We start from the raw sequence: 26,171 nt of genomic DNA, 5'->3' as shown, positions 1-26,171 counted from the left end.
CATGAACCCGAACGGAAAAATCAATTACGTTGAATTCCCAGCTTGCGACTTAGACGCGACAAAATCATTCTTTTCAGATGCCTTCGGCTGGACGTTTACCGACTACGGGCCAGATTACACTGCCTTTGCTGATCAAGGGGTGGATGGCGGGTTCTTCCGTGCCGATCAATGTGCAAATACTGCCAATGGCTCAGCGCTCATCGTGTTGTACAGCGATGCATTGGAGGACACCCAAGCCAAAGTACAAGAAAGCGGCGGAAAAATCGTCCAATCCATCTTCTCTTTTCCTGGAGGACGACGCTTTCACTTCACCGAGCCGAGCGGTAATGAACTGGCGGTTTGGTCAGACAAATAAGCAAAAAGCCGCATCAGCGGCTTTATCTTTTTGTGAATCGGCTTCATTCCAAAAGCGACGTTTGACTCTCGCCCACGTCGCGCTTGTCATTAGAAGTTTGAAAGGAAGAACGGAATCATCAGTGCGTTCACCAAATCAATAAAGAAAGCACACACTAGCGGCACGATAATGAACGCAAGGTGAGAGTTACCGTAACGTTGCGATACCGCTGACATGTTAGCCATGGCGGTTGGTGTTGAACCCAATGAAATCCCGCCAAAGCCACTACAAATGACAGCCGCATCGAAGTTCTTGCCCATGGCTGGAAACACCACATAGATATTGATCAAAATCGCCACCAAGAACTGCGCAGCAAGAATGGTGAAAATAGGCCCCGCCAAATCGATCAGCGTCCATAGCTGCATGCTCATCAAAGACATGGCTAAAAAGGTACCTAGTGAAATGTCAGCCAGCAGCGCAACCGCCGGTTTACGAGAAGGCCATTTGGTACCCGTGAGTCGTGGAAGTGAGTTAGGCACAACGTTCGTCATTATGATGCCGGCAAACAAACAGCTCACAAATAACGGTAACTGCAAACCTAACTGGCTAATGCCTTCATTGATACCAAAGCCCAAAATAATACAAACATGAATAGCAAACACGGCATCAAGAAAATCAAAGCTGTTGATTTGCTCTGGGGCTTTGTTATCCGCAGAGCCAATATCTAACGGTTCGACACTATTGGGCGTTAACTGGTGCTTATTGATCAAGAACTTGGCAATGGGTCCCCCCATCAAACTGGCAAGGATCAAACCAAAGGTTGCGCTCGCAATGCCAATTTCCATTGCATTCGAAATACCGTACTCTTCCGCGATCCGCGGTGACCAGGCAATCGCCGTACCGTGACCGCCAATCAATGAAACACTGCCACCTAACAGACCCACAGGCGCATCTAGCCCAAACAGACTTGCAACACTAATGCCCGTTAAGTTTTGAATCACCATGTAACCAATCGTAATGAGCAGCAAAACCACCAGCGGCTTTCCGCCTTGCATCAGGTCTTTCAAGCTAGAGTTAATGCCAATCGTGGTAAAGAAGTAGACGAGAAGAATGTCTCGCGCCACTAGGTTGAAAGACACCTCAAGGCTGGTAAATGCATAGAAAAGAGAGAAAAGCACCGAGAACAAAATACCGCCAGTGACGGGTTCTGGAATACTGAATTCTTTCAAAAAGGGAATCGCTTGGTTAAGTCGTCGACCAATAAAGAGCACGAGGATCCCTATCGTTACGGCGAAAAACGCATTAATTTGAATGAGATTTTGTTCGAGTAAAACGTCCATTGTTTATCTGACCCATCATTGCGAATGATTACTGAGTGCAGATAGCTAACCACAGGGAAAAAATCGAAACAGCAATAACTTAGCTGAGTGGTGGATAATGGATTCTGGTACTTTCTTTTTGCGAGGAAGTCTACATTGCTATCAATTTACAGGCATGATGATAAGTGAGGAAAACAGTCAGCGGCGAAGTGTGTGTTTGGCAAACATACACACGTGATGTTCACGCTCGCTGACCCTCTTTTTTCATGGCATGGTTTACGACATTACGCCGCAGTGAGCACCTCGACGCGGAACACTCGGCGACAACGCTCAAGAAACACGCCGTAGAACATACCCAAAATGCCTGATAACACAGCATTACTCGCGACAGCGGTGATGATTTGACTCGGCTCTGCGCCCACACTAAACAAGATGGCCGCGTACACTGGCGATTGAAACGTCACGTAAGCAAAGAAATCGGCGGCACGTTTGCTCAACCGTGAAGACGAGCGGCGTTTCGCAAATGAAAGGATGCTGTCTCGAAACACGCCGTAAGGCCACGCGATCATAATGTTCACTGGGATCGATAACAGTCTAGATGCCAGCGATTGTTCAAACGACATACCAGACACGAAGATCTCGATCATCATGCCCGTCACAAAGCAAAACACCACCATGGCAAACATGTCAGCCACGACAGAACGAACGCGGTTAGCGCCTTTCATTTCTCACCCCAAAATCGCATCAAAATAGTGCAGCAAAACGCTGCTAAAAAGTCTTAAAACGTGAACACGTTATTCGGCTATTAGAACAAAAGACGGGCAAATTTTGACAACATATTTATCGAAATGTGTAGTGATTAATTCTTATTTAAATGACAAAAATAGAATTAAACACCAAAGAATATTGGAGGAGTATCTTGCTGTGTTTACAGGCTTATTTTGACTTCCTAGAAAGGTCTCTTGCCATGATAAGCGCCAGCCCAAGTACCTGTAGGAACAATGCGAGGTTTCGATAGGCAGAAATCTTCCCAGCCAAATCGCGTTGAGTTTCCGCCAAGGTTAGGTTATCGAGATATAGCGTATCAATCTTATTTCTCAGGAGATCCTGCTTCTTATCGATACTGGACATAATCATGGGCATGTTCTGCAGAGAAATGTTGATATCAGCCATGTCGTTAAACGAAGACAGTAGCCTTTGGCTGAACATCGCCGTCAAAGCCTCACTGTCGGTATTACTCGCCAAGATAATAGTGATGGTCTCACGACGGCGCTCAAGGGCATCAACTTGTTGCCACGTAAGTTGAATGATTTGGTTATTGTTGGTTTGCGTCTCAATCACTAAAGCGGCCTCCTCGCCCAAGTCATCAATCACAAAGTTTGTCATTAAGGCGGCAACAATGTTCAGCACAAGACCTATGGCCACAATCACCCACGTTGGCATTCCTACTCGCAAACCTTCACTCCTTGTTTATCATCTTGCATAGCGATTCTCAAAATCGTTGACGCCTCGGCCTAATGGGCGAATATCCAAGCCATCTATAGATGCAGGAATCCGCAGATATCTTCAGACCGTTCAGGTTGATACACCTTCAGGTATAGTTGAGAACAGAACGAGCGGATACCCGATAGCTTTCAATACTGTGTTTTTCTTAGCATTAAAACGGAACAAAGCCAGCATAATGCTGGCTTTGGCAATGTTTGGAGCGCGAGAGCTAAGCGAGAAAACTAAGCGTAAAAATTACGCGAAAGATCTAAGCGAAAAGTCTATGGCGAAAGAGCTATGCGAAAAATCTATTCGAAAGATCTAAGCACTTTGCGCGACGGGCATGATGTGGGCAAGTTTCAAATAAGAGTGCAGTTCGCCGTTCTTATATTCGATGGCGGAGTGAATATTGACCGACTTGTTGGCTATCACTCGGCTCCGATAGGTATTACTACCCTTGAAGATTTCAATGTCCAATACGCCTTGTTCCAGCTTCCAACTGCCTTTTGTTGGCAACCGATTAAAGAGTGTGAATTCTTCCAGCGAGCCATCAGTGTGCAAAAACAATTCAGTGATATAACCCGCGCTACACGTTTTTATCCAACGCTGACCACTCACGTCGGCGGTTGAAAAAGACCGCTTGCTCGACATCCAATCAAAAAGTGCAATTGCATCGACATCAGACACATCTGGCAATCGGTCGATATCGAGCATGGCTGCGGTGTCTGACTCACGCATAAAGAGTTGTAAGTATGAACTATTAACCTGTTTTGGCATCTGCTACGTCGCTGTCGTTCCATCGAAAAGAAGAAGATAACGCCAAACCTTCCTTCGCTTCATCTCTCTTTTCGCAAGAATGTTAACCCACACCGATATCAGTGCACATTTTCAACAACTCTAATCATCTCGTCTTCCATTGAGAGCAAAGGGTTTTCAACAATAAATTTCCCTGCATCAACAATCATTCACCTGTCTCACTGGAGAGGCGGTCGCGTGTGAACTATCTTTAATTTAGGCGATTCATTATGAGGTTCACTCGATGCGTTATCTCTTTGTAACAACGATGCTTTTTACTCTTCTGACGACATCCACAACGTTTGCAGCAAAGAAAGAAACGTTAGGGGAAGTGGTAACAGAAAGAAACGAGTCGATTTGCAAACAAAAGTTCACGCAAGAGTTGTTCACTCAGCAGCGTATTTTTAGCTCAAATCGCAACGGCGCTGACAGTCGTCGTATCGCAGAACGTAAAATCGAGGCGGCTCGTGAGAAATACAACCTTACGGCAAGTTATTGCGATGCTTATGATGAACTTCGAACGTTCAACCCTGAAAGTTTGGAGCGCAAACCTGGCGACGCACAATTTAACTAATTTCACCTTAACGCTTTAAGATTGCTTTTATCACCGAAAGTCGCCACACGCATTTAACCCCTCATGCATGACTCACGACAATGACAACGCAGGTCGCGCCGTTTCAATGCGTCGCGCCCTATTGTCACTTCCTGTGACTGTTTGCTTCGATGATAAGTCGTTGTTAGACAAATGGTGCAGGCCACTGTTAAAGTGAATCTCTTCACGGTTATACCCATTTTAAACCAACCAATAAGCAGGTTATCCCGCTATGCGACCTAAAACGCGACCTAACACTTCAGTTCTGGCTTCACTTCGTGCTTTTTCACGCCCATTGCTTGCGGCTTCAGTTCTCGCACTTTCCTTGGCAGGTTGCTCAGACAATGAAGTGGGAGACGTCAGCTTGGGCTTGTTCACCACCAAAGACATCAAAATTCAAATTTTCAATGACCCAGAAGTGCCGGGCGTAACCTGTCACATCAGCCATGTTAAAGCCGATTTGGATTTTTCAGACCCATCAGACATGGGGATCTCGTGTCGTCAAACCGGTGAAATTACCGCAGCGATGATTGAAAATGTGGATCGTTCAAAATCAGGTGAAGTGGTCTTTACCGCATCAAAAAGTATTCTGTTCAAATCCATGAAGATTCGCCGCATTTTCGACAGCGAAAACCAAACCTTGATGTATCTGTCTTACTCAACCAAAGAGACCCAAGGTAGCCACAAACACAGCCTTTCTACCGTTCCTCTTTGGGGAACCAAAGCGTGGACAGCCCCTGTCGCGACCAATTAAGCAGCAACCAAGGGTGATTTACACTGCAAATCACCCTTGTTCGTAGGCTTTTCCCGTTCCGCTCGCTAAGATACCCGCTTGCATCTAATAGGGTACTTACCATGACTACGCAGCTTTCCGTTGAAGACATCGAACACGTAACCACACAATGGTTAGAACAGGTCGTGATTGGCCTCAACCTCTGCCCTTTTGCTGCCAAGCCACAACGTAACAAACAAATCAAAATCGAAGTGTGTGAGGGAACGGACGATCAAACAGTCATGGATTGCTTGCTTGCCGAACTGACACTGCTCGACACCAGTGACGCGGCAGAGCTCGAAACCACCTTGGTTGTTACCCCAAATATTTTCCAAGACTTTGACGAGTATAATCAGTTTTTGGATGTCGCAGACATGCTCGTTGACCAGTTTGGCTGGCGAGGGATTTATCAGATTGCCAGTTTCCACCCAGATTATTGTTTTGCAGATGTAGAGCCAGAGGACGAAAGTAACCTCACCAATCGTTCGCCATACCCGGTTTTTCATCTCATCCGCGAAGCGAGTATCGAGAAAGCGTTCAAATACTATGGTGGGAACGCGGAAGACATTCCTCAGATCAACATCGACCGCGTGTGTGGGCTTTCCGAATCGGAAAAGAAAACCCTGTTCCCCTATTTGTTTAGGGCGACGCCACGCAACTAACTTTCTACACAGTTAAATTGTGCGACCGTTTCACCAGACAATGAAAGCGTGAGCGCGTCGCCGTCATTGAGTTGACCGACACCTTTTGGTGTCCCTGTCAGCACAATGTCTCCAGGCAGCAGCGTGAAATACTGAGTAAGATGGCATATCAAACTAATAACCGGTGTGATCATCAAGCTTGTATCTCCCCGCTGACGCGACGCGCCATTGATGTCTAGCCCATATTGCAGCGCAGCAAGGTCATCGGTTTCACCCATATGAACAAACGGAGATTGCACACAACTGCCGTCAAAAGCCTTGGCAATCTCCCACGGCAAACCTTTCTCTTTAAGCGCGCTCTGTGCTTCGCGCCTTGTTAAATCAAGGGCAACACCCACACCTACAATGGCCTCACGCACTTCATCCGCTGACGCATGGGTCAAAGGCTTATCAATCAACACGGACAACTCGGCTTCATAATGAATAGGGGACAGTGCAGCTTGAAGCACGACGTCAGAGGCTGTACCGACGAGTGCGGTTGAAGGTTTAATAAATAACACAGGTTCATCGGGCACTGGGTTGTTGAGTTCCTGCGCGTGCTCAACATAGTTTCGACCAATACAGACCACTTTCCCTGTTGGTAACTTAATCTCATCACCGTTTAGCCATTGATGTGAATACATGTCTTCTCCTTCCCTGCGTTTCTGTTTTCAATGTCTCTGATTCGTAGCCAATCTCGTCAGTGTACCTGATCTAATCGTTAACAAAGAAAGACACTTTCCCTGTTAAATGAATATGCCCAATGACGACAAGATGGCGATTTGATGAATCACGAACTCTGACTGACGTTGCATTGAACATGGTTGATTTCAATGGAAATACGTCTCACTTTTAACGCATTGACTTACTTATAATAAAACTAGATCTGGCGTTGATTTTTCCGGCTAGTCACGCGGAATGGTAAGACCTAGTTGGCAATTTACTAAATACCATGTTGTTGAATTAACTAGTCAGGTCAAGGCTTACTGTATACCCGATCATTCAACTAGGTTAACTGAAATCGAATGAATCTTTTTGACTACGATATGCCCTTATCTTGCGTCATCTTCGATTGCGACGGTACGTTAGTCGACAGTGAAATACTCAGCCAGAGAGCCATGGTTGATGTGTTTGCACACTATGGTGTCGAGCTTGATTTACAAGAATGTTTAGATAACTTTCAAGGTGGCAAGCTCGCAGATGTTCTCTTGCAAACCTGCGAGCGACACGGGCTGTCGATTTCGCTAGATGAACTCGAGCCTCTGTATCGTCAAAAGTGTGAAAAGCTGTTCAAGACCCATCTTCAGCCGATAGAAGGCGTGCCTGAGTTACTGAGCATGCTGGAAGAGGCCGGAGTGGACATGTGTGTGGCATCCAATGGACCTATTGAGAAAATGGAGATGTCGCTTGGAATGACAGGGCTGTTACCACATTTTACAGGTCGCTTGTTTAGTGCTTTTGATGCGAACAGTTGGAAACCTGCGCCAGATTTACTTCACTACTCTGCCATGAACATGGCTGCGCCAACGGATCAGTGTTTGTTCGTAGATGACACGATTATTGGCGTCCAAGCGGGCGTGAATGCGGGTATGAGGACAATATACTTTAACAGCGGAAAACGGGCTCAGGTGGATCACCCGCTGGTGACATGCGTTAGATCCATTAAAGAACTTCAATCATTGATGTCTCGTCTTCCCCTCTCTAACAGTTGGGCGTAAATTCGTTTAGATAACATCGTTCAAAAGAAGTGCTATTCCTCTCCCTCTGCACGATCAACATCAATAAAAAAGGAGGAATGCTTACGCACTCCCCCTTTATACCCAAGCAACCTGAAGATGCTCGATTTCAGAGGCCATCAGGTTGATTGGGTATAGATATCTCTAAATTATCGCGTTTGTGTTCTGTCTTAAGGCAGAGTTTTCAAGCTTTTCTCATAATCATCAAAACGCTGCATCACAGTGGCTTTCGCACCACCAGTCATTTTACTCACGGCAATGATAGCGACAGATGCAAGGATAAAGCCTGGAACAATCTCATAAATATCGAAGATACCACCAGAAACTTGCTTCCAAGCCACAACAGTGACACCACCGACGATAACACCCGCTAATGCGCCATTACGGTTCATGTCTTTCCAGAACAAGCTCAATAGCAAGGCAGGGCCAAACGCTGCACCAAAGCCTGCCCACGCATAAGACACGAGGCCTAGAACCGAACTTTCAGGGTTCATCGCCAATGCCAGTGCCACAATGGACAAGCCAATCACTGCAAAGCGACCCACCATGACCACTTCGTTCGTAGAAGCGTCTGGACGGAACACTTGTTTGTAGAAGTCTTCCGCCAGTGCAGACGACGACACCAGAAGCTGAGAATCCGCGGTACTCATAACGGCCGCCAGAATTGCTGCCAGTAAAATGCCCGCGATCACTGGGTGGAATGCTGCGTTCACCAAGTACATGAAAATGGTCTCACCATCGGCCAGCTCACCGCCAAGGTGTTGATCAACATACAAGATGCCGACCAAGCCAATCAGAACGGCACCAATCATTGAAACCGCGCTCCATACCACGGCAATACGACGTGCAGTGGTGATGTCTTTGTTGGTTCGGGTCGCCTGAAAACGCGCCAGAATATGCGGCTGACCAAAGTAACCTAGGCCCCACGCGACAAGAGAAATGATCGCAATGGCAGACAGTGGTTCGCCGCTGACATCGTTCCAAAGGGTTAGCAACTCTGGGTTTTTCGCTGCCAATTGACCGGGTAAGTCAGTAAACGAGCCTTCCATTGTGGCGATCGGCACAATCATTAGCGCCGCAGACATCAATAAACCTTGCACCAAGTCGGTCCAAGAAACCGCCAGAAAACCACCAAAGAGAGTATATGACACCACGCAGACTGTACCAATGACCACTGCGACACTGTAATCAAGACCAAAAACGGTTTCAAACAGCTTGCCACCCGCTACTAGGCCAGAGCTGGTGTAGAAGAGGAAGAACAACAAAATGAAAAAGGCAGAGATCGTTTGCAGAAGTTTGGAGTTGTCTTCAAAGCGACGCGATAAAAATTCAGGAATGGTCAGCGCATTGTCGACTTCAATACTGTAAGTACGAAGCCTTTTGGCGCATATCAGCCAGTTTAAGTAAGTACCCGCTAACAAGCCGCCCGCTAACCATAGCGATTCAACACCTGCAGCATAAGCGTAGCCAGGCAACCCGAGCAGTAACCATCCGCTCATGTCTGATGCACCCGCAGACAATGCTGCAGGCCAAGGGCCAAGCGAACGACCACCCAAGAAGTAATCTTCCGAGTTCGACGTTCGTTTGTAGGCGTAAACGCCAATACCAAGCATAAGAATCAGGTACACGATAAACGTGGCACTGATTGCAACGCTGTTTCCAATCATTCTATTTCCCTCAATACACGGGCGCCAAAATCAGGCGCCCAATTCTGGTTGGATTAATGTTCACCACTGCCGAGTTCCAATAACGTCGCATTGCCTCCTACAGCAGTGATATTGATAGAGCGCGTTCGCTCGGTAATAAAGCGAAGCAGATAGGTTGGCGACGCGACAATAGGGAGCTGCTCTGTGTTGCTTTCAGCAACAAACTGAACCAGTACCCCATCGCGAGAGGCCAAAATACGGTTAATTTCAATCAGACGTGTTTCGCTTGCGATGGCCGCAGCGCCGCAAATAGGCGCGTGCTTCAACACGTCATCTAACGTTTCGAATTCTGTGGTTAGTACAAGACGGTGTGGTGCACTCGCTTTCACTAAATCAGCCAATAGCGCGTCAGTTTCATGGCGAAGTGTGTTCGGTACTGCGGCCAACACACAATTTCCTGCCACTAGCGCCGCCACGATTTGCCCAGCTAAACCCGCTAACGACAACGACTCATCACCAGCGACCAGAAATAACCCACGCCCTGCGGTATACAGTTCATTGGTTTCTCCCGTTGGGCCCGGCATATCATGCACTGGCTCAAGTAATGCTTCTGCTTGCTGCAAATGGAAGCGAATCATTTGGGCAGCAATCGCGAAGTCACCCCCTCGTTGACCCACGTTCTCAGCCCAAGCGCCAAGCAACACGCGACGACCACTCACGCCAAGACCATTCCACTCTTCCCATACAGACAAGCTTTGTGCTGCCAAGCGCTCGATATCCGTCATTTTCTGCAATCCTTGAAGTTTGTTCATGCCACTACCTCCTCTTTAGTGAAGCGATAGAGGTAATGCGGCCCACCCGCTTTTGGCCCTGTTCCAGACAAGCCCTGCCCACCAAAGGGTTGCACGCCCACAACCGCGCCAACTTGATCGCGGTTGATATAGCAGTTACCCACTTTTGCGCGTGATTCAATGTGGCGGTAGGTACTTTCATTTCGGCTATGAACACCAAGAGTAAGGCCGAACCCTGCGTGGTTAATGTCGTCAATCACGCGATCGAGATGATCAGCGTGATAGCGCACCACGTGCAAAATCGGGCCAAAGTGTTCTTGCGACAACTGAGAGATGCTGTTGATTTCAAACGCGACAGGGGCGATATACGTCCCTATGCGGGTTTCGCTGCCCATCGGCGCTTTGGCAATGAAGGTGCTGGTTTTGAACAGTTCATCGATGTGTTTTTGCAGTTTTGATTGTGCGAGCTCATCGATCACTGGCCCTACGTCGGTCGCATGTAAGTAAGGCAAGCCAACGTGCATTTCTGCCATTGCGCCTTTGATGAGACCAATCACTCGCTCAGCAACATCTTGCTGCACATACAGCACGCGCAGCGCAGAACAGCGTTGGCCCGCTGAAGCAAACGCTGAACGCACAACATCACGAGCTACCTGCTCTGGCAATGCTGTGCTGTCGACGATCATGGCGTTCTGTCCACCCGTCTCTGCGATAAACGGCACTGGCAGTGCTTGGCGAGAAGCAAGGGTTTGGTTGATGCGCTGCGCGGTTGGGGTTGAACCTGTAAATGCCACACCTGCGATACGTTCATCGCCCGTTAACGCACTACCGACCACCGCACCGCTTCCTGGTAGGAGTTGTATAACACCTGCTGGGATACCTGTTTCCAGTAATAGCTCTATCGTGCGGAAGGCAATTAATGACGATTGTTCAGCCGGTTTTGCCACCACGGTATTACCTGTCACTAACGCAGCAGAAATCTGGCCGATGAAAATCGCAAGCGGGAAGTTCCATGGACTAATGCAGGTAAACACGCCACGACCTTCACGGCGAAGGGTCGCTGTGCTGCCGTCAAAACGCGTAAAGTGCTGGCCGTTTTCCATTATTTTTTCCGCTTCTACTGGGTAGTAGCGAAGAAAATCAACCGCTTCACGCACTTCATCAATACTGTCGTGTATTGTCTTGCCAGCTTCGCGATGGCAAAGTGCCACCAGCTCGCCCAAGTTCTCTTCAAGCTTATCCGCCAGTAGGAGTAAGTACTTACCCCTTTCCTTTGCGCTAACAGCTTGCCATGTATCGACGCTGTTTGTCGCCGCCACTAACGCGGCATCCGCATCTTCCGCTGTCGCCCAACGCATTGAACCGACTTCAAGACGGTGATCATAAGGCGCGACAACGGTGTGATTGTCTGTATGGTGGTCTCCCAATAAACGTTCACCATTGATAATGGGACCCGCTTTCCATTGCGTCGTCATGTGTTGCTGAACGCGTGCATCGTAGCTCTGCCATTCACTTTCAATATCAATGGCCACACCCGCAGAGTTTTTACGTGATTCACCAAAAATCTCGCTTGGCATTGGTATGCGCGGATTATGAAGCGAAGGACGCGAAACAAGCATATCGACAGGGTGTTGTGTCAAATCGCTGATTGGGCATCTTGCATCCACAAGACGATGAACAAACGAACTGTTAGCGCCGTTTTCCAAAAGACGACGCACCAAATATGGGAGCAGATCTTTGTGATTGCCGACTGGCGCATAGATTCTGACAGATTGGCCGAACATATCGTGGGCATGCGCGTATAAAGCATCTCCCATGCCATGCAGGCGTTGGAACTCATACTGATCATGGCGTGCCATGGCAGAAATGGCCGATACCGTCTGTGCGTTGTGGCTGGCAAATTGCGGAAAAATAAGGCCGCTAACATGCTCAGACAATAGAAAACGAGCACAAGCAAGATAGGCGACATCAGTGCCTTCTTTACGCGTATAAACAGGATAACCTTGTAAGCCGTTTTGTTGAGACAGTTTGATCTCGCTGTCCCAGTACGCCCCTTTCACCAGTCGCATTGGAATCATGGTGCTGTTCTCGCGCGCAAGCGCAGCCAGCCACACGATCACAGGGAGTGCGCGTTTAGAATAGGCTTGCACGACCAATCCAAACTGACCCCAGCATTTGATATCTTCATGGGTAAATAGTTTTTCGAACAGCTTCAATGACAGCTCTAAGCGATCGGCTTCTTCCGCATCAATGGTAATGGCGACGTTCAATTCACGAGCGCGTTTCAATAAACCCAGCACAGTCTCAAACAACTCGCTCAGCACACGTTCTTCATTCGCGACTTCATAGCGCGGATGAAGCGCTGAGAGTTTGATGGACACAGAAGGGGCTGGCGCATCGCCCACACTTAGGTGGTCAGACACGGTCTCAATGGCTTGGATATAATCGTTGAGGTATTTTTGCGCGTCTTGCCTGGTCAGTGCCGCTTCACCCAACATATCAAAGGAGTAGGTAAAGCCTTTCTGTCGTTGCGGTTTACCATTGCCAAGTGCTTCATTGATGTCGCGACCCAATACAAACTGATGGCCCATCACTTTCATCGCTTGGTGCATGGCTTGGCGGATCACGGGTTCCGACATCTTGTTCACCAAGCGGTTAATCACTTTGCTTGGTGTACTTTCTTCTCGCTCATCCAAATTGACGACTTTACCCGTCAACATTAAGCCCCACGTCGACGCATTCACGAAGAGAGAGTCCGACCCTTTAAGGTGCGCTTTCCAATCTGCCACGCCGAGTTTGTCACGGATTAGAGCATCTGCCGTCTTCGCGTCTGGCACGCGCATTAGCGCTTCAGCCAAACACATCAGCAAGATGCCTTCGCGGGTATCAAGACTGTATTCAAGCAACAGGGCATCGATCATCTGAACGGCTTTTTTGTCCGCTCTTACACGTTCGATCAACTCGGCGGCGCGCGATTGTGCTTCATCACGCTCTTGCGCTGAAGGCGTCGCCAAAGGAATCAATGATTCCAACAGCTCACTTTCATCCACGCAATAGTGCGACGAAATTGACGCCCACAGTTCCTTTGTTGACTGCTCAAGATAGCTTGGCAACAACACATCGGTCGCTTTCAACATAAGCAGATTCCTCTCTCCTATGACCACAACACAGTGGCATATGTTACTAATATGTTAGATTAACGACCGATTCTAGGTAGGATGCGATGCGGAGTCTTTCAAAATTCTGCGGCATTATTGCAAAAAACTCCGATCATTAACAAACAGAGAACCGCAGCTTCTGTTGCCTGATAACAATTTGTTTCATATCTCTTGATTTAGATCAGTCTTGCTGGCGGAAGCGAGAAGGGGAAATGCCAAACTGGCGAGAAAATGCAGAGGTGAATCCGCTCTGAGAAGCAAAACCACAGCTGTCTGAGATCTGCGTGAGATTCAGTTCGCTGGAGCGTAACAATTCTTGTGCAAGCTCAAAACGTCGCATCAAAACGTATTGATGCGGGGTCATACCCACTTGTGTCTTAAACAGCTGGTGGAACTGACTTTCGGCCAAAAATACCGAGCCTGCCATTTGTGCCACGCTGATCTTGCGACTGATGTGTTGTCGAATATAGAGATCAATAATATCCATATTCAAGCGATGCCCATGACGGCGCGGAGCGAGTTGGTCACGAAAATGTCGTTCCATCACACACAACAAGGTATCGGCACAGGCGCGCCCCAACAGCTTGTCATTTGGATTTGCCACCATTTCAGCGGTCAGCGCCTTCACTAAGGTTTGTGCTTGGCTATCCAATTGGAAGTACGCTTCTCTTGCAAACAGCGTATCGACTTTCTGTTTCATGCTTAGCTCCCCCAACAACAGAGGCTCGGGAAGGTTTATCACCAGGATTTCATTGTGCCCTACGCCGGAAAACGCATGAAGCTCTGACTCAGACACCAGACATCCTTGACCCGGCCCGACAAGACTGCCGCGCCCAGAAAGCTCAAACTCTGTTTGGCCTTGCAACCCAATCACAACCTGACGGTAGTCGTGCGCATGCAACGACGGATGATTGGGAAGAGCCATGACTTGCGAGTGCTTAAATTCAGATGCCATAGATATAATGATAGGTGACTTAACAACTTGTCATTCTGCCACGCATCACATAAAAACGAGAAGCAAAATCACCACGGAAAGATGATCAAGAGATGCGTAAACTACGGGCAATGTCATTTCGACTCGATTTTTGTGCATGATCTCAACGAAAGCGCGAGTTTGATCAAGGTAGACAAGAACACCCATATACTCTGCACTTCACGAAAATACACATAAGTAACTGTAAATTAATAACTTAATATCAGTCGGCCACTGATTCTGTAGGTTTTACAACGCTTGATCATGCTTTCGAATCAATACACGCAAGATCCCTTCATGATCATCGTTCCGATGAAAGCGATCCTCACTGTTTCATTGTGTCGTTAACCTACCCGCGGAATTAAAATTATTTTCCACGTCGTCAATAATATGACGCTAAATAATAATTGAACGTCAAACTCGCCATTATTTCTATTTCATTAAGCAGTTAACGCGTTATATTTTTGGCGTCAACTAAATGTCACCGTTAATTATTGAGTTGTTTATCAAAATATAGATATTGATTAATAACGATAAGCATCAAATAATTAGTAACATGGACGAGCTAAATGACACTGACGTGTTAATCTAGCTATTTGGGACAACGCTTTTCTATTGAAATTCTGAGAATACGCAAGGGACATATGAAAAGTAATCGCATCACCGCGTTGGTCTTCGCGCTAACGCCGATTCTTCTTAGTGGTCAATCGCTTGCCAATGAAACCAATGTAGCAACCAATGACCCGGTCGTTGCTCTGGAACAAAAGCTAGCAGATAAAAGAAGTGAAATCGGCTCTCATGCTGAAAACCTCCAGACGCAAAGAGATAGACTGGACGCTTTACTCTCCGAACGTGAAAATTTGGCGACTAAAGCGATTGATTTGGAAAAAAGACGGACAATGGCGCAAGAGCGTCTAGACGAACAATTCCGTCGCCTCATTGAAAATCCTGACACCGATCTCACGCAGTATAAAGATGATTACCAAGCTGCATGGAAAGCGGTAAAAGAAAATCAAACTTTGACGCTGAGTAATGATCAAGCCGTCGCCGAACAACAGCGCATTGTCGAAGGCGAAAACCGCCAGAAACAATTGTTGGTGAGCTCGCTTGAAAACTTACAAGAGTCGAAGAAAGAAGCGCGTGTGAAGCGCCTTCGTCAAGAACTGACGTTTGCCGATACCATCGAAGTGGTTCACACCATTACGTGTAGCGAGTCGATGACGTTAGCTGCATGTTCCAATCAGGGTAAAACCCTGACCATGCAAAAAGCCGTTAACACCTTTCAATCACACGTTTTAGACAAAGTAACGGAATCTTCGACAGCCAAGCTGAATGCCAACCGTGTCTCGTTCAACATTCACGTAATGAACAGCAACGTGGTGGACAGCGGATTTAGCGGTAACAACCGTTACATCACGCGCTTGCAAGCGGAAATGCGCAGCAAGCCTGATGACAACGCTGCGTGTAAGTTGCTTGATTTTGCAGAGCGTTACTGTGTTGATAAATCATTTACTGCTGCAAAAGCGACACCAAAGCAGCAAGCTAAACGTTGGGTTAACGTCAAAATTCGCTCAAATCGCTTTGAAGACAATGTCACCATTAACGGCGTTACCTACGGATCTACCCCTGTGGAAATCATGTTGCCTGCGGGCCAACATCAACTGACAGTGGAAAAGCCAGGGTTCGAACCTTATAGCCGTCAAATGAACATGAACAAAGATTCCGTTGTATGGGCCAGCCTCAGAGAGCAGGAGAACCGCCCAAAACCGGGAAAGCGATTCGCTGACAAGCTAACCAACAACCGTCAGGCACCGAAAATGGTCGTTATCGGCGCAGGCCAATATAACGTTGGTTTTGAAGCCAAGCAGCCTGTGGTGGTCGATCAGCCCTTCTCTATCGCTGCAACGCCAGTCACGGTGAAGCAGTTTGGTGAGTTTGTTGCTGCAACCGGCTATGTGACGGAAGCAGAAGAAGGTCAAGGTTGTACCTCTCTTGTCAATGGCGAGCCTAAACAGCTACTCAATCATAACTGGCGCAAGCCGGGCTTTGACCAAGCAGACAACTCCCCTGTTGTTTGTATTACTCGTCAAGATGCAGTCACCTATTCTTCGTGGCTAAGCAAGCAAACTGGCTTTAACTACGCACTGCCTTCTGAAGTTCAGTGGGAAGTTGCAGCACGTGCTGGTAGCGCATCAGATTTTTGGTGGGGCAACGACATCGGTGTTGGCAACGCTAACACAGGTTGGAGCGGTACCGCTTGGTCAAACAGAAGTACGTCGCCCGTTGGCAGTTTCCCAGCTAACCCATTCGGCGTTTACGACACCGCAGGGAATGTGTGGGAGTGGGCAGAAAGCCAAGCACCCGTAGCTCGTGGCGGCGCATGGAGCTTTTCTCCAAGCAGCGCACGCGTCTCAGAACGCTTGGAACTGAAGTCCGACCTCAGCGCGAATTATTTGGGATTCCGAGTGGTTAGAAATATCTAGTCTCTCGCTATGACTCAATGATTGATGAAAGCCCGTCTCAATGTGTGACGGGCTTTTCTTTTGTAATCAACATGCTCTCTCAGGCACGAATAACAAGACACCCAATCGCGATCTTGATCTCTAGTTAAAAACAAATTAATCAATTAAATGCAAACTAGTCCATTCCCCCCCTGTCCGACTTTCTAGTAACTCTGTATAGTCATTCGCGAACAGAACATATTGCAGTATGTATCTGTTTAAACACTGAATTTACCTCGGTGTCCCACTTATTTATCGACGTTATTACGCTGATAACAAGAAAATAAGTGGCTCTTCTACACGTCGTACAAGACTCAGTGCTTAGTCGCTGTGATCTTGTCTTTACCGGCTTCTACGAGCCGGTTTTTTTTCGCCTAAAAAGCCCAAAATATGATACATTTGCAACTAAATGTAAGAAATTACAATACACTTAATGTTAAGGCGTATATCTAGTCGCGTTATGAAAAACCTCTCTCTCCCACCGCTAGCTTCCGTGTTTGAACAAATGCCAGGATGCTGGGGATGTAAAGACACCCATTCTTGCTTTGTTTACGTCAACAACGAGTTTTCTACGCTTGTTGGTGCCAGTTCTCCTGATGCTCTTATTGGTAAAAAAGGCACTGAATTTTCAGATTCTCTCTCTGTTTTTGCTGACGTTTTCCAACGGCAAGACACTCAAGTCATGGAAACCGAGCGCTGCATGCGCATTTTAAATGTCCATCCCTACCCAGATGGTCAGTGGCGTGCGCATATTTTCACGAAAGTGCCTTGGTACGATGATGAGGGGAATATAAAAGGGATTCTTTTCCACGGGCAAGCTATCAACAACAGCGCCATGTTGGAGGCAGGACAGTGGTTGTGCAAAGCCATAGAAAATGAGAATGAAATACATCATGACAAGAAAGAGCACTCAACACGCCCATCTCTGACGCCACGAGAATCTGAAGTCCTCTTTCTTCACCTATACGGAAAAAAACCTAAATCTATCGCTGATATGCTAGGGCTGTCGGTCAAAACCATCGAGAATCATTTTGCCAATCTTAGGGTAAAACTCGGTGCATCATCGAAAACCGAATTGGCCGACAAAGCGCTTGAATTCGGCGTAGGTTCGAGGATCCCCGATTCCTTGCTGAAAAAACAAATGGCCATCGTGATCGCAGAGTAATACCCACCGAATGGGTACCAGCACACTCACAGCGTCTATGCATCTCACCAGCACAAAAAAAGCAGCCTAAGCTGCTTTTTTACTGTGTATTTGGCAATGAATGGCGGCTAAGGCGCTAGACGCTCGACGTCCCATGACCCATCTTGGTCATCTTGATAGACGAACCTGTCATGCAATCGGTGCTCGCCACCTTGCCAGAACTCAAATGATGAAGGTTTAACACGAAAGCCTCCCCAAAATGTCGGCACTGGCACTTCGCCCTTCTCAAACTGTTGTTTGAGTTCCATGTACTTACTTTCTAACGCAGTACGCGCAGTAATGCGCTCGCTTTGACGACTTGCCCACGCTGCAAGCTGGCTCTCTTTTGGACGTGACATGAAATACTTCATCACTTCTAGCTTGCTTAATTTCTCTGCAACCCCTGTGATGTGTACTTGGCGCTCTAAGGGATGCCAAGGAAAATGCAAACTAATGCGTGCATTATCAGCAAGTTGTTTTGCCTTGCGGCTACCGAGATTGGTATAAAAAACAAAGCCGCCATCATCCACGTGCTTCAACAATACAATACGTTGAAAAGGCTGACCATTTTCGTCAACCGTCGCCACTGTCATTGCAGTGGGATCGGGAAGCTTCGCGTCAATGGCTTGTTTGAGCCAGTGCTCAAAGAATTGAACAGGGTTTTCAGGCAGGTCTTTGCGTCTCAATCCGCCTTGGTTATATTCTCTTCGAATATCATACAAATCCATTGTGGTGCTCCGATTTCTGTTTTCATCATTTTGATGTGGCTGGTCTCTTTTCTCAAGAGAATTTCATGGCATTAATAGGTATTCAATTAGCAGAACGCCCCATCACTCATCAGGGAAGCTATGCCTCGCCAAGTTTTTATTACGATCGTCACTCTCGTTGGCTTACTTTTAGCGTCGATAGTTGCGACGGTTACATACTTATCCGTTGAAGAGCGCCTTAATGATGACGTTGAAAATGATGTCTATCAGCTTCAAGAAAAGCTCACCGCAGAGCTCGCGCGATATAGCGAGATCCCTGTCGTGCTCTCCGCTGACCCGCGCTTAAAGCGGCTATTGAGAGTCCCCAACAGCCACCGTCTTCTTAAAAATACCCATCAACTTCTTTCTGATTGGAATACACGCTTAAACAGTGATGTTATCTATTTGATGGATCGCAATGGCTTAACGCTGTCTTCCAGTAATCATCAAGAAGAGGCCAGTTTCGTTGGGCACAACTACAACTATCGTCCTTACTTCCAACAAGCGATGGAAGGCAACAAAGGTCGGTATTATGCGTTGGGCGTCGTGTCGGATAAACGTGGCTACTATTTTTCTTATCCCGTTTGGGATGAGGGCGCTATTACTGGCGTGTTGACCCTGAAGGTCGACCTATCAATCATTGAGCGAATTTGGGATCAGCAAAAGTTTGACTACTTGATTGCCGACCCACTCGGTGTGGTCTTCTACAGTTCACGTGATGAATGGCTCTACCAATCTCTTGCCAAACTGACAGAAAATCAAAAACACGCCATCCGTGCTTCTCGTCGCTATGGCAATTCATCACTCAGCAGTCTGACTCATTACGCCGATCTCGCGTCGCTTAAGCCTTTGTCTACCCTGTCCTTGGGGATCCAAGCACAAGATAGATCTCGCGTTTTGTTATCAAGTACGGATCTCGGCAGTGCTGGCTGGCGGATTTATGGTTTTATTCCTACCACCCATATTTGGCCTGTTGTTATCCAAGCCATGTTACTTTTCGCGACGTTTTACGTGCTTCTTGTCTTGGTGATCACCGCTTGGATACAAACCTTAAAAACCCAAAGGAAACTGGCCAAACTCAATGATGGTCTGGAACAAACGGTCGCAGATCGTACCGCCAGCCTTGAAGAAACCAACTCCGCATTACGTCAAAGTATTCAACAATATGAAGAGACGCAACAAGCGCTGCGCCAAACTGAATCAGAGCTAATTCAAGCCGCCAAACTGGCCATGTTAGGGGAAATGTCAGCCAGTATTAACCATGAAATCAACCAACCTCTTGCTGCCATGCGCACCTATACAGAGAACAGCATTAAGCTGATGCAAAGAGAGCGCTATGACGCCGTTAACAGAAACCTCTCCACGATGAATGAGTTAATAGGTTTGGTGGCCGACATCGTTGCAAGATTTAAGATCTTTGCGCGCAAACAAAACAGTGACAGCAAATCACGCGCTGCCATTGAAGATGTGGTCAATGCATCCATCAAATTGTCTGAGGCTAGCTTCAACAAAATTGGTATCCATATTGATTGCCAGATCCCAGAGCAGGGGCTGATTGTGAATGCCGATACCGTTCAACTTGAGCAGGTGATCCTGAATCTGTTAAGTAATGCGTCTCAAGCAGTCGCCAACCAACCTTCTGCACAAATAGGCATGACCATTGAAACGCATCTAGACCGAGTGTCGATCCATGTGTGGGATAACGGCCCCGGCATGGATAACAGCACCAAAAAGCACATTTTCTCTCCTTTCTACACAACGAAAAAGGAAGGCCTTGGGCTTGGTTTAACGATTTGTCGTCGAATTATTGAAGGCTTTGGCGGCAGCTTACAAGTGCGAGATCATACCTCTGGAGGCGCAGAATTTATTGTTAACCTGCAGCGGCTTTACGATGGAGATACGCCAGCATGACGCACGAGATATGGATCATTGATGATGAGCGCGCTATTCGAGACGCTTTAAGCCAAACCTTGGAGATTGAAGGGTATCAATCACGGGCTTTTTCATCGGCGACAGAGGCCCTAGCGCAGCTTTCTTCCACTTTTGAAGGCGTGATTGTCTCTGACATCAACATGCCCATCATGGATGGGATGACGTTTCTCACCCAAGCGCAACAGATTGATCCTGAATTGTCCGTGGTCATGCTGACCGGACATGGCGATATTTCAACCGCCGTATCGGCGATACGAAAAGGGGCTTACGATTTTATCGAAAAACCCTTTTCTTCAGACCACCTTTTGGATGTTCTACGACGGGGGATCGAAAAGCGCCGCTTGGTCATTGAGAACAGAGAGTTGAAACGGGAATTGGAGACGCAAAGCGCACCAGGCCCCCGAATCCTTGGAAACTGTGAATCAATAAAACAACTACGGCGCTCTATTTTTCATCTAAAAGATCAATCCGGCGACGTATTGTTGCAAGGCGAACGTGGCACAGGTAAAGAGCTAGCCGCGCGATTTATCCACGATCACGGCAATCGCCAAGATGAACCCTTCGTGGCTTTTAAATGCCGTCAAACACCCGAAGCCCTAATGGAGCTAGAATTATTTGGCTCACAACATGGTGCTTTGTCCACATTGCCCACCCACAAAAACAGCAAGGTAGCAGCGGCAGGACAAGGTACTCTCTTTCTTGATGGTATTGAATCACTCCCCCCTCAAGTGCAAAGTAAACTCAATCAATGGCTTTTGGTGTCTCCTCGGCCGCGAGTTATCGCATCAACGCGCATAGATCTCTCCGAAAGCGCCAAGCAAAACAGGTTTTCTCAACCACTGCTAACGTCACTCTCAGAAACCACGCTAGTGTTCCCGCCATTACGTCAAAGACAAGACGACATCATCACCCTGTGCCAAAACTTTTTAAGAACAACCGCCTCTCGGTTCGGCATTGCGCCACCAAATATCGATTCAGCGCTAAAAGCGAAGATCAGTCATCATCCGTGGCATGGCAACGTGCGAGAGTTGAGGTCTTATGCGGAACGTTGGGTTCTTATGGGCGAGCAGCCTCTTAGCCAAGACGGTCAAAGTACCCATGACAATGAACATGATTCTCTGAGCGAACGCATGCAAAAGGTTGAACGGGCGATTCTTTTTGATTCCCTCAATAGACACAACGGCATGTTAAAGGAAGTGCAAACCGAACTGGGTTTGGCGCGTAAAACTTTATATGAAAAGCTAAAGAAACACGATTTAGACAAAGAAAACTTCAAGGGCTGATTCCAGCCCTTAATTCCTCTACAGCCCGCATATTTACTGACACTGACAATAATATCAACATTCTCATTTTTAAGAGCATTGAGACAGAGCACTGTCAGTAGACTGATTCAAATTCGTGAGATTCTCATAGTTAAACTACTCTTACATAGTAAGTTTCGTTGATTTTATAGTTGGTAAAACAATGACAAAACGGGATCAGTCTGGAGCCAGACTGCCAGCCAGTGAACACCTCGATTATATCGACGATAAAACGGCCGCACTTTTACTGTCTTCACCCAAAAGTGCCAGAGTTTTATTGTGGGTTATCGTGCTATTTCTTTCTATCAGTGTTGTCTGGGCATCATTTGCAGAATTAGACAAAGTCACCGTTGGGCAAGGAAAAGTGATTCCGTCGTCTCAGCTTCAGGTTGTGCAAAACCTAGAAGGTGGATTGGTGAAGGAACTGCTCATCCGAGAAGGGGATGTTGTCACCAAAGATCAGCAGCTGCTGTTGATCGATGACACCATGTTCCGCTCGGACTTTCGAGAGCGTGTCCAAGAATTAACGAGCTTGCAGGGTGACTCCGTGACCTTAAGCGCGCTGGTTAACTCCGTGGTAGTCAACCCAGATACAGACATTAATAACTGGCAGCAGTCCGTCACGTTGCCACGCAACGATTTGGTTTTTCAGCCCAAGTTTGAAGACGAACACCGCTCGGTAGTATCGAGACAACGTGCGGCGTACCGAGAAAAACTCAACAATTTGCAAAATCAGCTTTCCGTTACCTCTCAGCAAATACGTCAGAAAGAACAAGAACTGATCGAGGTGAAGTCTCGCGTACAAAACCTCAGGCAAAGTTACAACTATGCTCTCGAAGAGTACAACATCACGAAGCCCTTGGCGGATGAAGGTGTGGTTCCTCAAATTGATCTGTTGAAATTACAACGTCAGGTCAACGATACCAAAAGAGAGCTATCTTCGGCGGAGCTTTCGTTGCCCTCCCTTTCTTCATCACTGCAAGAGATGGTGTTCAAGCATATTGATGTCGCGTTGAAGTTCAGAGGTGAACAGCAAGAGCGATTAAACGACGTTGAAGACAAACTGCTCGCCATGACAGAGACCCGAGTCACGCTGGCTGACCGTGTTCAACGTACCGTCGTGCTCAGTCCCGTTGATGGAACCATTAAGAAACTACACGTCAATACGGTAGGCGGGGTTATTCAGCCGGGCATGGATTTGGTGGAAATCGTCCCCAGTGAAGACAATTTGCTTATTGAAGCCAAAATCGCCCCTCAGGACATCGCATTCTTGCGTCCAGGCTTAGAAGCTATCGTCAAATTCAGTGCGTATGACTTTACCGTGTATGGCGGATTAACCGGGATTCTAGAAACCATCAGTGCCGATACGATTCAGGATGAAGAAGGCAATAGCTTCTATCTTGTCAAAATTCGCACCGAATCTAACAACATTGGTGATGGCGAAGAACTGCCTATTATTCCCGGAATGACCGCGTCGACAGACATCATTACCGGTAAACGCAGTGTGCTTGATTATTTATTGAAACCAATTTTACAGGCTCAGAAATCAGCACTCAGAGAATAAGCTGATCGGTCAAGTTTTGGGTTGGTTATTCAGCCAATTAAGGGGGAATGTGCTTTGAACTGGAAAATGCTACTTATTGCGTCAGCCGTCAGTACGCTATGCACACAAGCATGGTCGATGTCGGTCGAACAAGCTGTTGCTACCACGATGGCGACAGATCCCGAATTGAAAAGTGCATTCAATGACTTCATGAGCAATCGTGAGGACATTAACTCTGCACAAGGTGAATACCTGCCCGATATTAATTTAAACGCGGGATATGGCTTCGAGAATATCGACAACAGTTCCACACAAGCCAGCGGAAAACAGGACTACAACAGAAAGGATGCCAATCTCAGTCTTACTCAGCTAATTTGGGATGGCACCACGAGTAACAATATCGATCGCACCGAATTTGAAGCCGAAGCGCAGCGTTATCAATTGCTGTCAGATGCTCAGGACAAGTCCCTGAGAGTGACCGAAGCTTACGTGGCAGTGCTGCTTGCCAAACAACTGTTGTCACTGTCGGAAGCCAATGTTGAAGTGCACAACAAAATGCTGTCAGACATTCAGCGCCGTGCAGAGTCAGGCATTGGTTCCACCGCCGATCTATCGCAAGTTCAGGCACGTGTTGCTCGCTCATTTACCAATATGCTCGCAGCAAAAAGCAATCTTGATGACGCTCATACTGAGTTCTTCCGTCTTGTCGGTGTGAGACTTGATTCGCCGGTTGATCCCGAAGTGGACTCGCTCTACATGCCGCAAAACCAAGCTGAGGCGATCGAAGTGGCTTTCGCCACCAACCCTGTGATTAAACTCGCCACCTACGACATTGATGCTGCGCGAGCGCAATATCGACAAAACAAAGGTAATTTCTATCCAACCCTCTCTTTCGAAGCCAGCCAGAATTGGACGGAAGACGCCAATGGCGTCGAAGAAGAGGTCAACGAATTCAGCGCCATGCTGCGCCTTCGTTTCAACATTTATAATGGAGGAAGCGATCGCGCGAACGTTCGCCGCAGCGCTTACCAACTCAACAAATCTAAAGATGTTTTCGAAAATGCATCTCGTCTATTAGGAGAAAGTACTCGTCTCGCGTGGAGCGCATATGAATTGACGGAACAACAAAAAACCTATCTCGCACAACATGTTGATGCGGCTTCCGAAACGGTCATTGCTTATGAGAAGCAGTTTCGAATCGGCCGAAGGACACTGCTTGATTTGTTGAACACCGAAAACGAATTGTTTGAGGCCCGTCGTTCATATTTAGATGCTCATTACGCTCACATCACCGCCAAGTACCGCGTGCTCAACAGCATGGGCAATTTACTTGATGCCCTGCGTGTCGATGTTCCGGAGGAATGGCTTGATCCCGTTATTGAATAAGAAGGTTTGATTCATGAAATACGTTTGGCTTTTCAGCAGCATTCTGTTGGCCATTAGCGGATGCTCTATCTCCGCCGATGCACCTCCCCTTGCTGAACAACGTTCCGATTTACTCGACGCCGATAACGATGGCGTTATTAACGCACGCGACTATTGTGACGATACGCCAAGCGTGGCGATAATCGACAATGATGGCTGTCCAACATACCTTTTACATGAAAGTGACAATTCACTAAGAATCCAGTTTGCTAACGATGCTGCAATTGTCGAACCTGCTTACTTAGAAGCACTGGACAAAATGGCGGAATTCCTTAATCTTTATCCCGAAACCTCTCTTGAACTTCAAGGACATACAAGTTCGATTGGGTCTAACGATTACAATTCTGACTTGTCTATCCGACGTGCGGAAGCAGTAAAAGCACAACTTATTGAAAGAGGCATAGATGCCAGCCGTCTCACCATACTCGGTCTTGGTGAAGGCGATTTGATGTTGGCTGACAGCACGGAAACCACACAATTGGTTAACAGACGTGTCGTTGGTCGGGTTAAAGGATTGAAAGGAGATATAAAAGAAGCATGGACCATCTTTACCCGACGGGAACAATAAGTGTTGAGATCGCTTAATGCTTAAGCGTGCGGCGCTTTTTTCATTGTTCCTGTTGCCGTCGATAATGACGTTTGCACTTAACAGCACTGATGCTCAGTGGGTTAACAAAGTGGCAAGTTTTTATGGCGAAAGAGCAGGAAAGCGCGTTACGGCGTGGCGTAACGTGGTTGCGGACTCTGCCAACCTCTCCGAGCAGGAGAAGTTGGCAGCGGTTAACAATTTCTTTAACCAACTCTATTTTGTCAATGATATCGACCTGTGGGGAAAGAAGGATTACTGGGCAACGCCACTGGAGTTTTTAGGTAGCGCTGCGGGTGACTGTGAAGACTTTAGTATTGCCAAGTACTTCACGTTACGAGAGTTAGGTGTCGATGATAAGAAGCTCAGGCTTGTTTACGTAAAAGCCATAGAGCTAAACCAGTTTCACATGGTTGTTGCTTATTATCCCACTGCTTCTTCAGAGCCGGTTCTGCTAGACAATATTAATCCTGAAATAAAAAAGGCGTCGAAACGACGAGATCTGCTTCCGGTATACAGTTTTAACGGTAGCCGGTTGTGGCTCATGAAAGAACGCGGTAAAGGTGAGCTTGCAGGTAAATCATCGCGCTTAGGATTGTGGAACGATCTCAGAGCGCGTATGGGGTCTGTCAAGCTAAACAGACCGATCAAAAACTATGATGGGTAAATGTCT

At 47.2% G+C, this 26,171-nt stretch carries 23 protein-coding genes; 13 read left to right on the top strand and 10 right to left on the bottom strand.

Translation table 11 applies throughout. The features are described from left to right. The first annotated feature begins 1 nt into the window (after position 1). The gene (locus Q365_RS0101435) at positions 2–355 is read left to right on the top strand and encodes a VOC family protein (protein ID WP_028021666.1); all 354 of its coding nucleotides are present in this window, start codon (positions 2–4) and stop codon (positions 353–355) included. Positions 356–444: 89 nt separating this feature from the next. Here the strand turns inward: Q365_RS0101435 and gltS are convergent, their stop codons facing one another. The 4 genes from gltS to Q365_RS0101410 all read right to left on the bottom strand — a co-directional run bounded on the left by gltS (position 445) and on the right by Q365_RS0101410 (position 3,915). After that, a complete protein-coding gene (gltS, locus tag Q365_RS0101430) occupies positions 445–1,674 on the bottom strand; it encodes a sodium/glutamate symporter (protein WP_028021665.1) in 1,230 nt (409 codons plus the stop codon). A gap of 263 nt (positions 1,675–1,937) precedes the next feature. After that, on the bottom strand, positions 1,938–2,378 hold the full coding sequence (gene alaE / locus Q365_RS0101425) for an L-alanine exporter AlaE (RefSeq protein WP_028021664.1): 441 nt from the start codon (positions 2,376–2,378) through the stop codon (positions 1,938–1,940). A gap of 211 nt (positions 2,379–2,589) precedes the next feature. Next, the gene (locus Q365_RS0101420; RefSeq protein ID WP_028021663.1) at positions 2,590–3,108 is read right to left on the bottom strand and encodes a hypothetical protein; all 519 of its coding nucleotides are present in this window, start codon (positions 3,106–3,108) and stop codon (positions 2,590–2,592) included. Positions 3,109–3,459: 351 nt separating this feature from the next. Beyond that, positions 3,460–3,915, bottom strand: a complete 456-nt coding sequence (locus Q365_RS0101410; RefSeq protein ID WP_028021662.1) for a hypothetical protein — start codon at positions 3,913–3,915, stop codon at positions 3,460–3,462. Positions 3,916–4,201: 286 nt separating this feature from the next. Between Q365_RS0101410 and Q365_RS0101400 the strand changes: the two genes are divergently transcribed. The 3 genes from Q365_RS0101400 (at position 4,202) to Q365_RS0101390 (ending at position 5,959) form a co-directional block, all read left to right on the top strand. Continuing rightward, positions 4,202–4,507 carry a hypothetical protein gene (locus Q365_RS0101400; protein WP_245621467.1) on the top strand — a complete coding sequence of 102 codons (306 nt, stop codon included), beginning with the start codon at positions 4,202–4,204 and terminating at the stop codon, positions 4,505–4,507. A gap of 250 nt (positions 4,508–4,757) precedes the next feature. After that, on the top strand, positions 4,758–5,279 hold the full coding sequence (locus tag Q365_RS0101395) for a CreA family protein (protein WP_035024237.1): 522 nt from the start codon (positions 4,758–4,760) through the stop codon (positions 5,277–5,279). Between the two features lie 101 nt (positions 5,280–5,380). After that, positions 5,381–5,959 (top strand): DUF1415 domain-containing protein, encoded by a 579-nt coding sequence (locus Q365_RS0101390; RefSeq protein ID WP_028021659.1) that lies wholly within the window; start codon positions 5,381–5,383, stop codon positions 5,957–5,959. Here the strand turns inward: Q365_RS0101390 and Q365_RS0101385 are convergent. Continuing rightward, entirely contained in the window at positions 5,956–6,621 is a 666-nt protein-coding gene (locus Q365_RS0101385; RefSeq protein WP_028021658.1) for a fumarylacetoacetate hydrolase family protein, read from the bottom strand. The genes Q365_RS0101390 and Q365_RS0101385 overlap by 4 nt on opposite strands. 381 nt (positions 6,622–7,002) lie before the next feature. Here Q365_RS0101385 and yieH point away from each other — a divergent pair, with 381 nt between their 5' ends. Further along, a complete protein-coding gene (gene yieH / locus Q365_RS0101380) occupies positions 7,003–7,695 on the top strand; it encodes a 6-phosphogluconate phosphatase (protein ID WP_028021657.1) in 693 nt (230 codons plus the stop codon). A gap of 188 nt (positions 7,696–7,883) precedes the next feature. On the opposite strand, the gene putP is transcribed toward yieH, so the two are convergent. From putP to Q365_RS0101360, 4 genes are all read right to left on the bottom strand, one after another. After that, the gene (gene putP / locus Q365_RS0101375; RefSeq protein ID WP_028021656.1) at positions 7,884–9,380 is read right to left on the bottom strand and encodes a sodium/proline symporter PutP; all 1,497 of its coding nucleotides are present in this window, start codon (positions 9,378–9,380) and stop codon (positions 7,884–7,886) included. Between the two features lie 53 nt (positions 9,381–9,433). Continuing rightward, positions 9,434–10,171 (bottom strand): hypothetical protein, encoded by a 738-nt coding sequence (locus Q365_RS0101370; protein ID WP_028021655.1) that lies wholly within the window; start codon positions 10,169–10,171, stop codon positions 9,434–9,436. After that, complete coding sequence (gene putA, locus Q365_RS0101365; protein WP_028021654.1) at positions 10,168–13,287, bottom strand: bifunctional proline dehydrogenase/L-glutamate gamma-semialdehyde dehydrogenase PutA; 3,120 nt, start codon at positions 13,285–13,287, stop codon at positions 10,168–10,170. Before putA ends, Q365_RS0101370 begins: the two co-directional genes overlap by 4 nt. A gap of 202 nt (positions 13,288–13,489) precedes the next feature. Then, positions 13,490–14,263, bottom strand: coding sequence for a helix-turn-helix domain-containing protein (locus Q365_RS0101360; protein ID WP_028021653.1), 774 nt, complete (start codon positions 14,261–14,263; stop codon positions 13,490–13,492). Between the two features lie 662 nt (positions 14,264–14,925). Between Q365_RS0101360 and Q365_RS0101350 the strand changes: the two genes are divergently transcribed. After that, complete coding sequence (locus Q365_RS0101350; protein WP_028021652.1) at positions 14,926–16,764, top strand: SUMF1/EgtB/PvdO family nonheme iron enzyme; 1,839 nt, start codon at positions 14,926–14,928, stop codon at positions 16,762–16,764. 478 nt (positions 16,765–17,242) lie between these two features. Beyond that, the gene (locus Q365_RS0101345) at positions 17,243–17,947 is read left to right on the top strand and encodes a helix-turn-helix transcriptional regulator (RefSeq protein WP_028021651.1); all 705 of its coding nucleotides are present in this window, start codon (positions 17,243–17,245) and stop codon (positions 17,945–17,947) included. A 107-nt stretch (positions 17,948–18,054) separates the two neighbouring features. Here the strand turns inward: Q365_RS0101345 and pdxH are convergent, their stop codons facing one another. Beyond that, entirely contained in the window at positions 18,055–18,693 is a 639-nt protein-coding gene (gene pdxH, locus Q365_RS0101340) for a pyridoxamine 5'-phosphate oxidase (RefSeq protein WP_028021650.1), read from the bottom strand. A gap of 120 nt (positions 18,694–18,813) precedes the next feature. Here pdxH and Q365_RS0101335 point away from each other — a divergent pair, with 120 nt between their 5' ends. The 6 genes from Q365_RS0101335 to Q365_RS0101310 all read left to right on the top strand — a co-directional run bounded on the left by Q365_RS0101335 (position 18,814) and on the right by Q365_RS0101310 (position 26,165). Beyond that, entirely contained in the window at positions 18,814–20,622 is a 1,809-nt protein-coding gene (locus tag Q365_RS0101335; protein ID WP_028021649.1) for a sensor histidine kinase, read from the top strand. Further along, positions 20,619–21,926 (top strand): sigma-54-dependent transcriptional regulator, encoded by a 1,308-nt coding sequence (locus Q365_RS0101330; RefSeq protein WP_028021648.1) that lies wholly within the window; start codon positions 20,619–20,621, stop codon positions 21,924–21,926. The genes Q365_RS0101335 and Q365_RS0101330 overlap by 4 nt, the downstream gene beginning before the upstream one ends. A 181-nt stretch (positions 21,927–22,107) precedes the next feature. Further along, positions 22,108–23,508, top strand: a complete 1,401-nt coding sequence (locus tag Q365_RS0101325) for an HlyD family type I secretion periplasmic adaptor subunit (RefSeq protein ID WP_028021647.1) — start codon at positions 22,108–22,110, stop codon at positions 23,506–23,508. Positions 23,509–23,562: 54 nt separating this feature from the next. Continuing rightward, positions 23,563–24,873 carry a TolC family outer membrane protein gene (locus Q365_RS0101320; protein ID WP_028021646.1) on the top strand — a complete coding sequence of 437 codons (1,311 nt, stop codon included), beginning with the start codon at positions 23,563–23,565 and terminating at the stop codon, positions 24,871–24,873. Positions 24,874–24,886: 13 nt separating this feature from the next. Then, on the top strand, positions 24,887–25,480 hold the full coding sequence (locus tag Q365_RS0101315) for an OmpA family protein (protein ID WP_028021645.1): 594 nt from the start codon (positions 24,887–24,889) through the stop codon (positions 25,478–25,480). A 16-nt stretch (positions 25,481–25,496) separates the two neighbouring features. Then, a complete protein-coding gene (locus Q365_RS0101310; RefSeq protein ID WP_028021644.1) occupies positions 25,497–26,165 on the top strand; it encodes a transglutaminase-like cysteine peptidase in 669 nt (222 codons plus the stop codon). Positions 26,166–26,171 lie beyond the last annotated feature (6 nt).

This window comes from Enterovibrio calviensis DSM 14347, from assembly GCF_000621165.1.
Classification (GTDB): Bacteria; Pseudomonadota; Gammaproteobacteria; order Enterobacterales; family Vibrionaceae; genus Enterovibrio; species Enterovibrio calviensis.
This window is presented reverse-complemented; position numbering and strand designations above follow the sequence as displayed.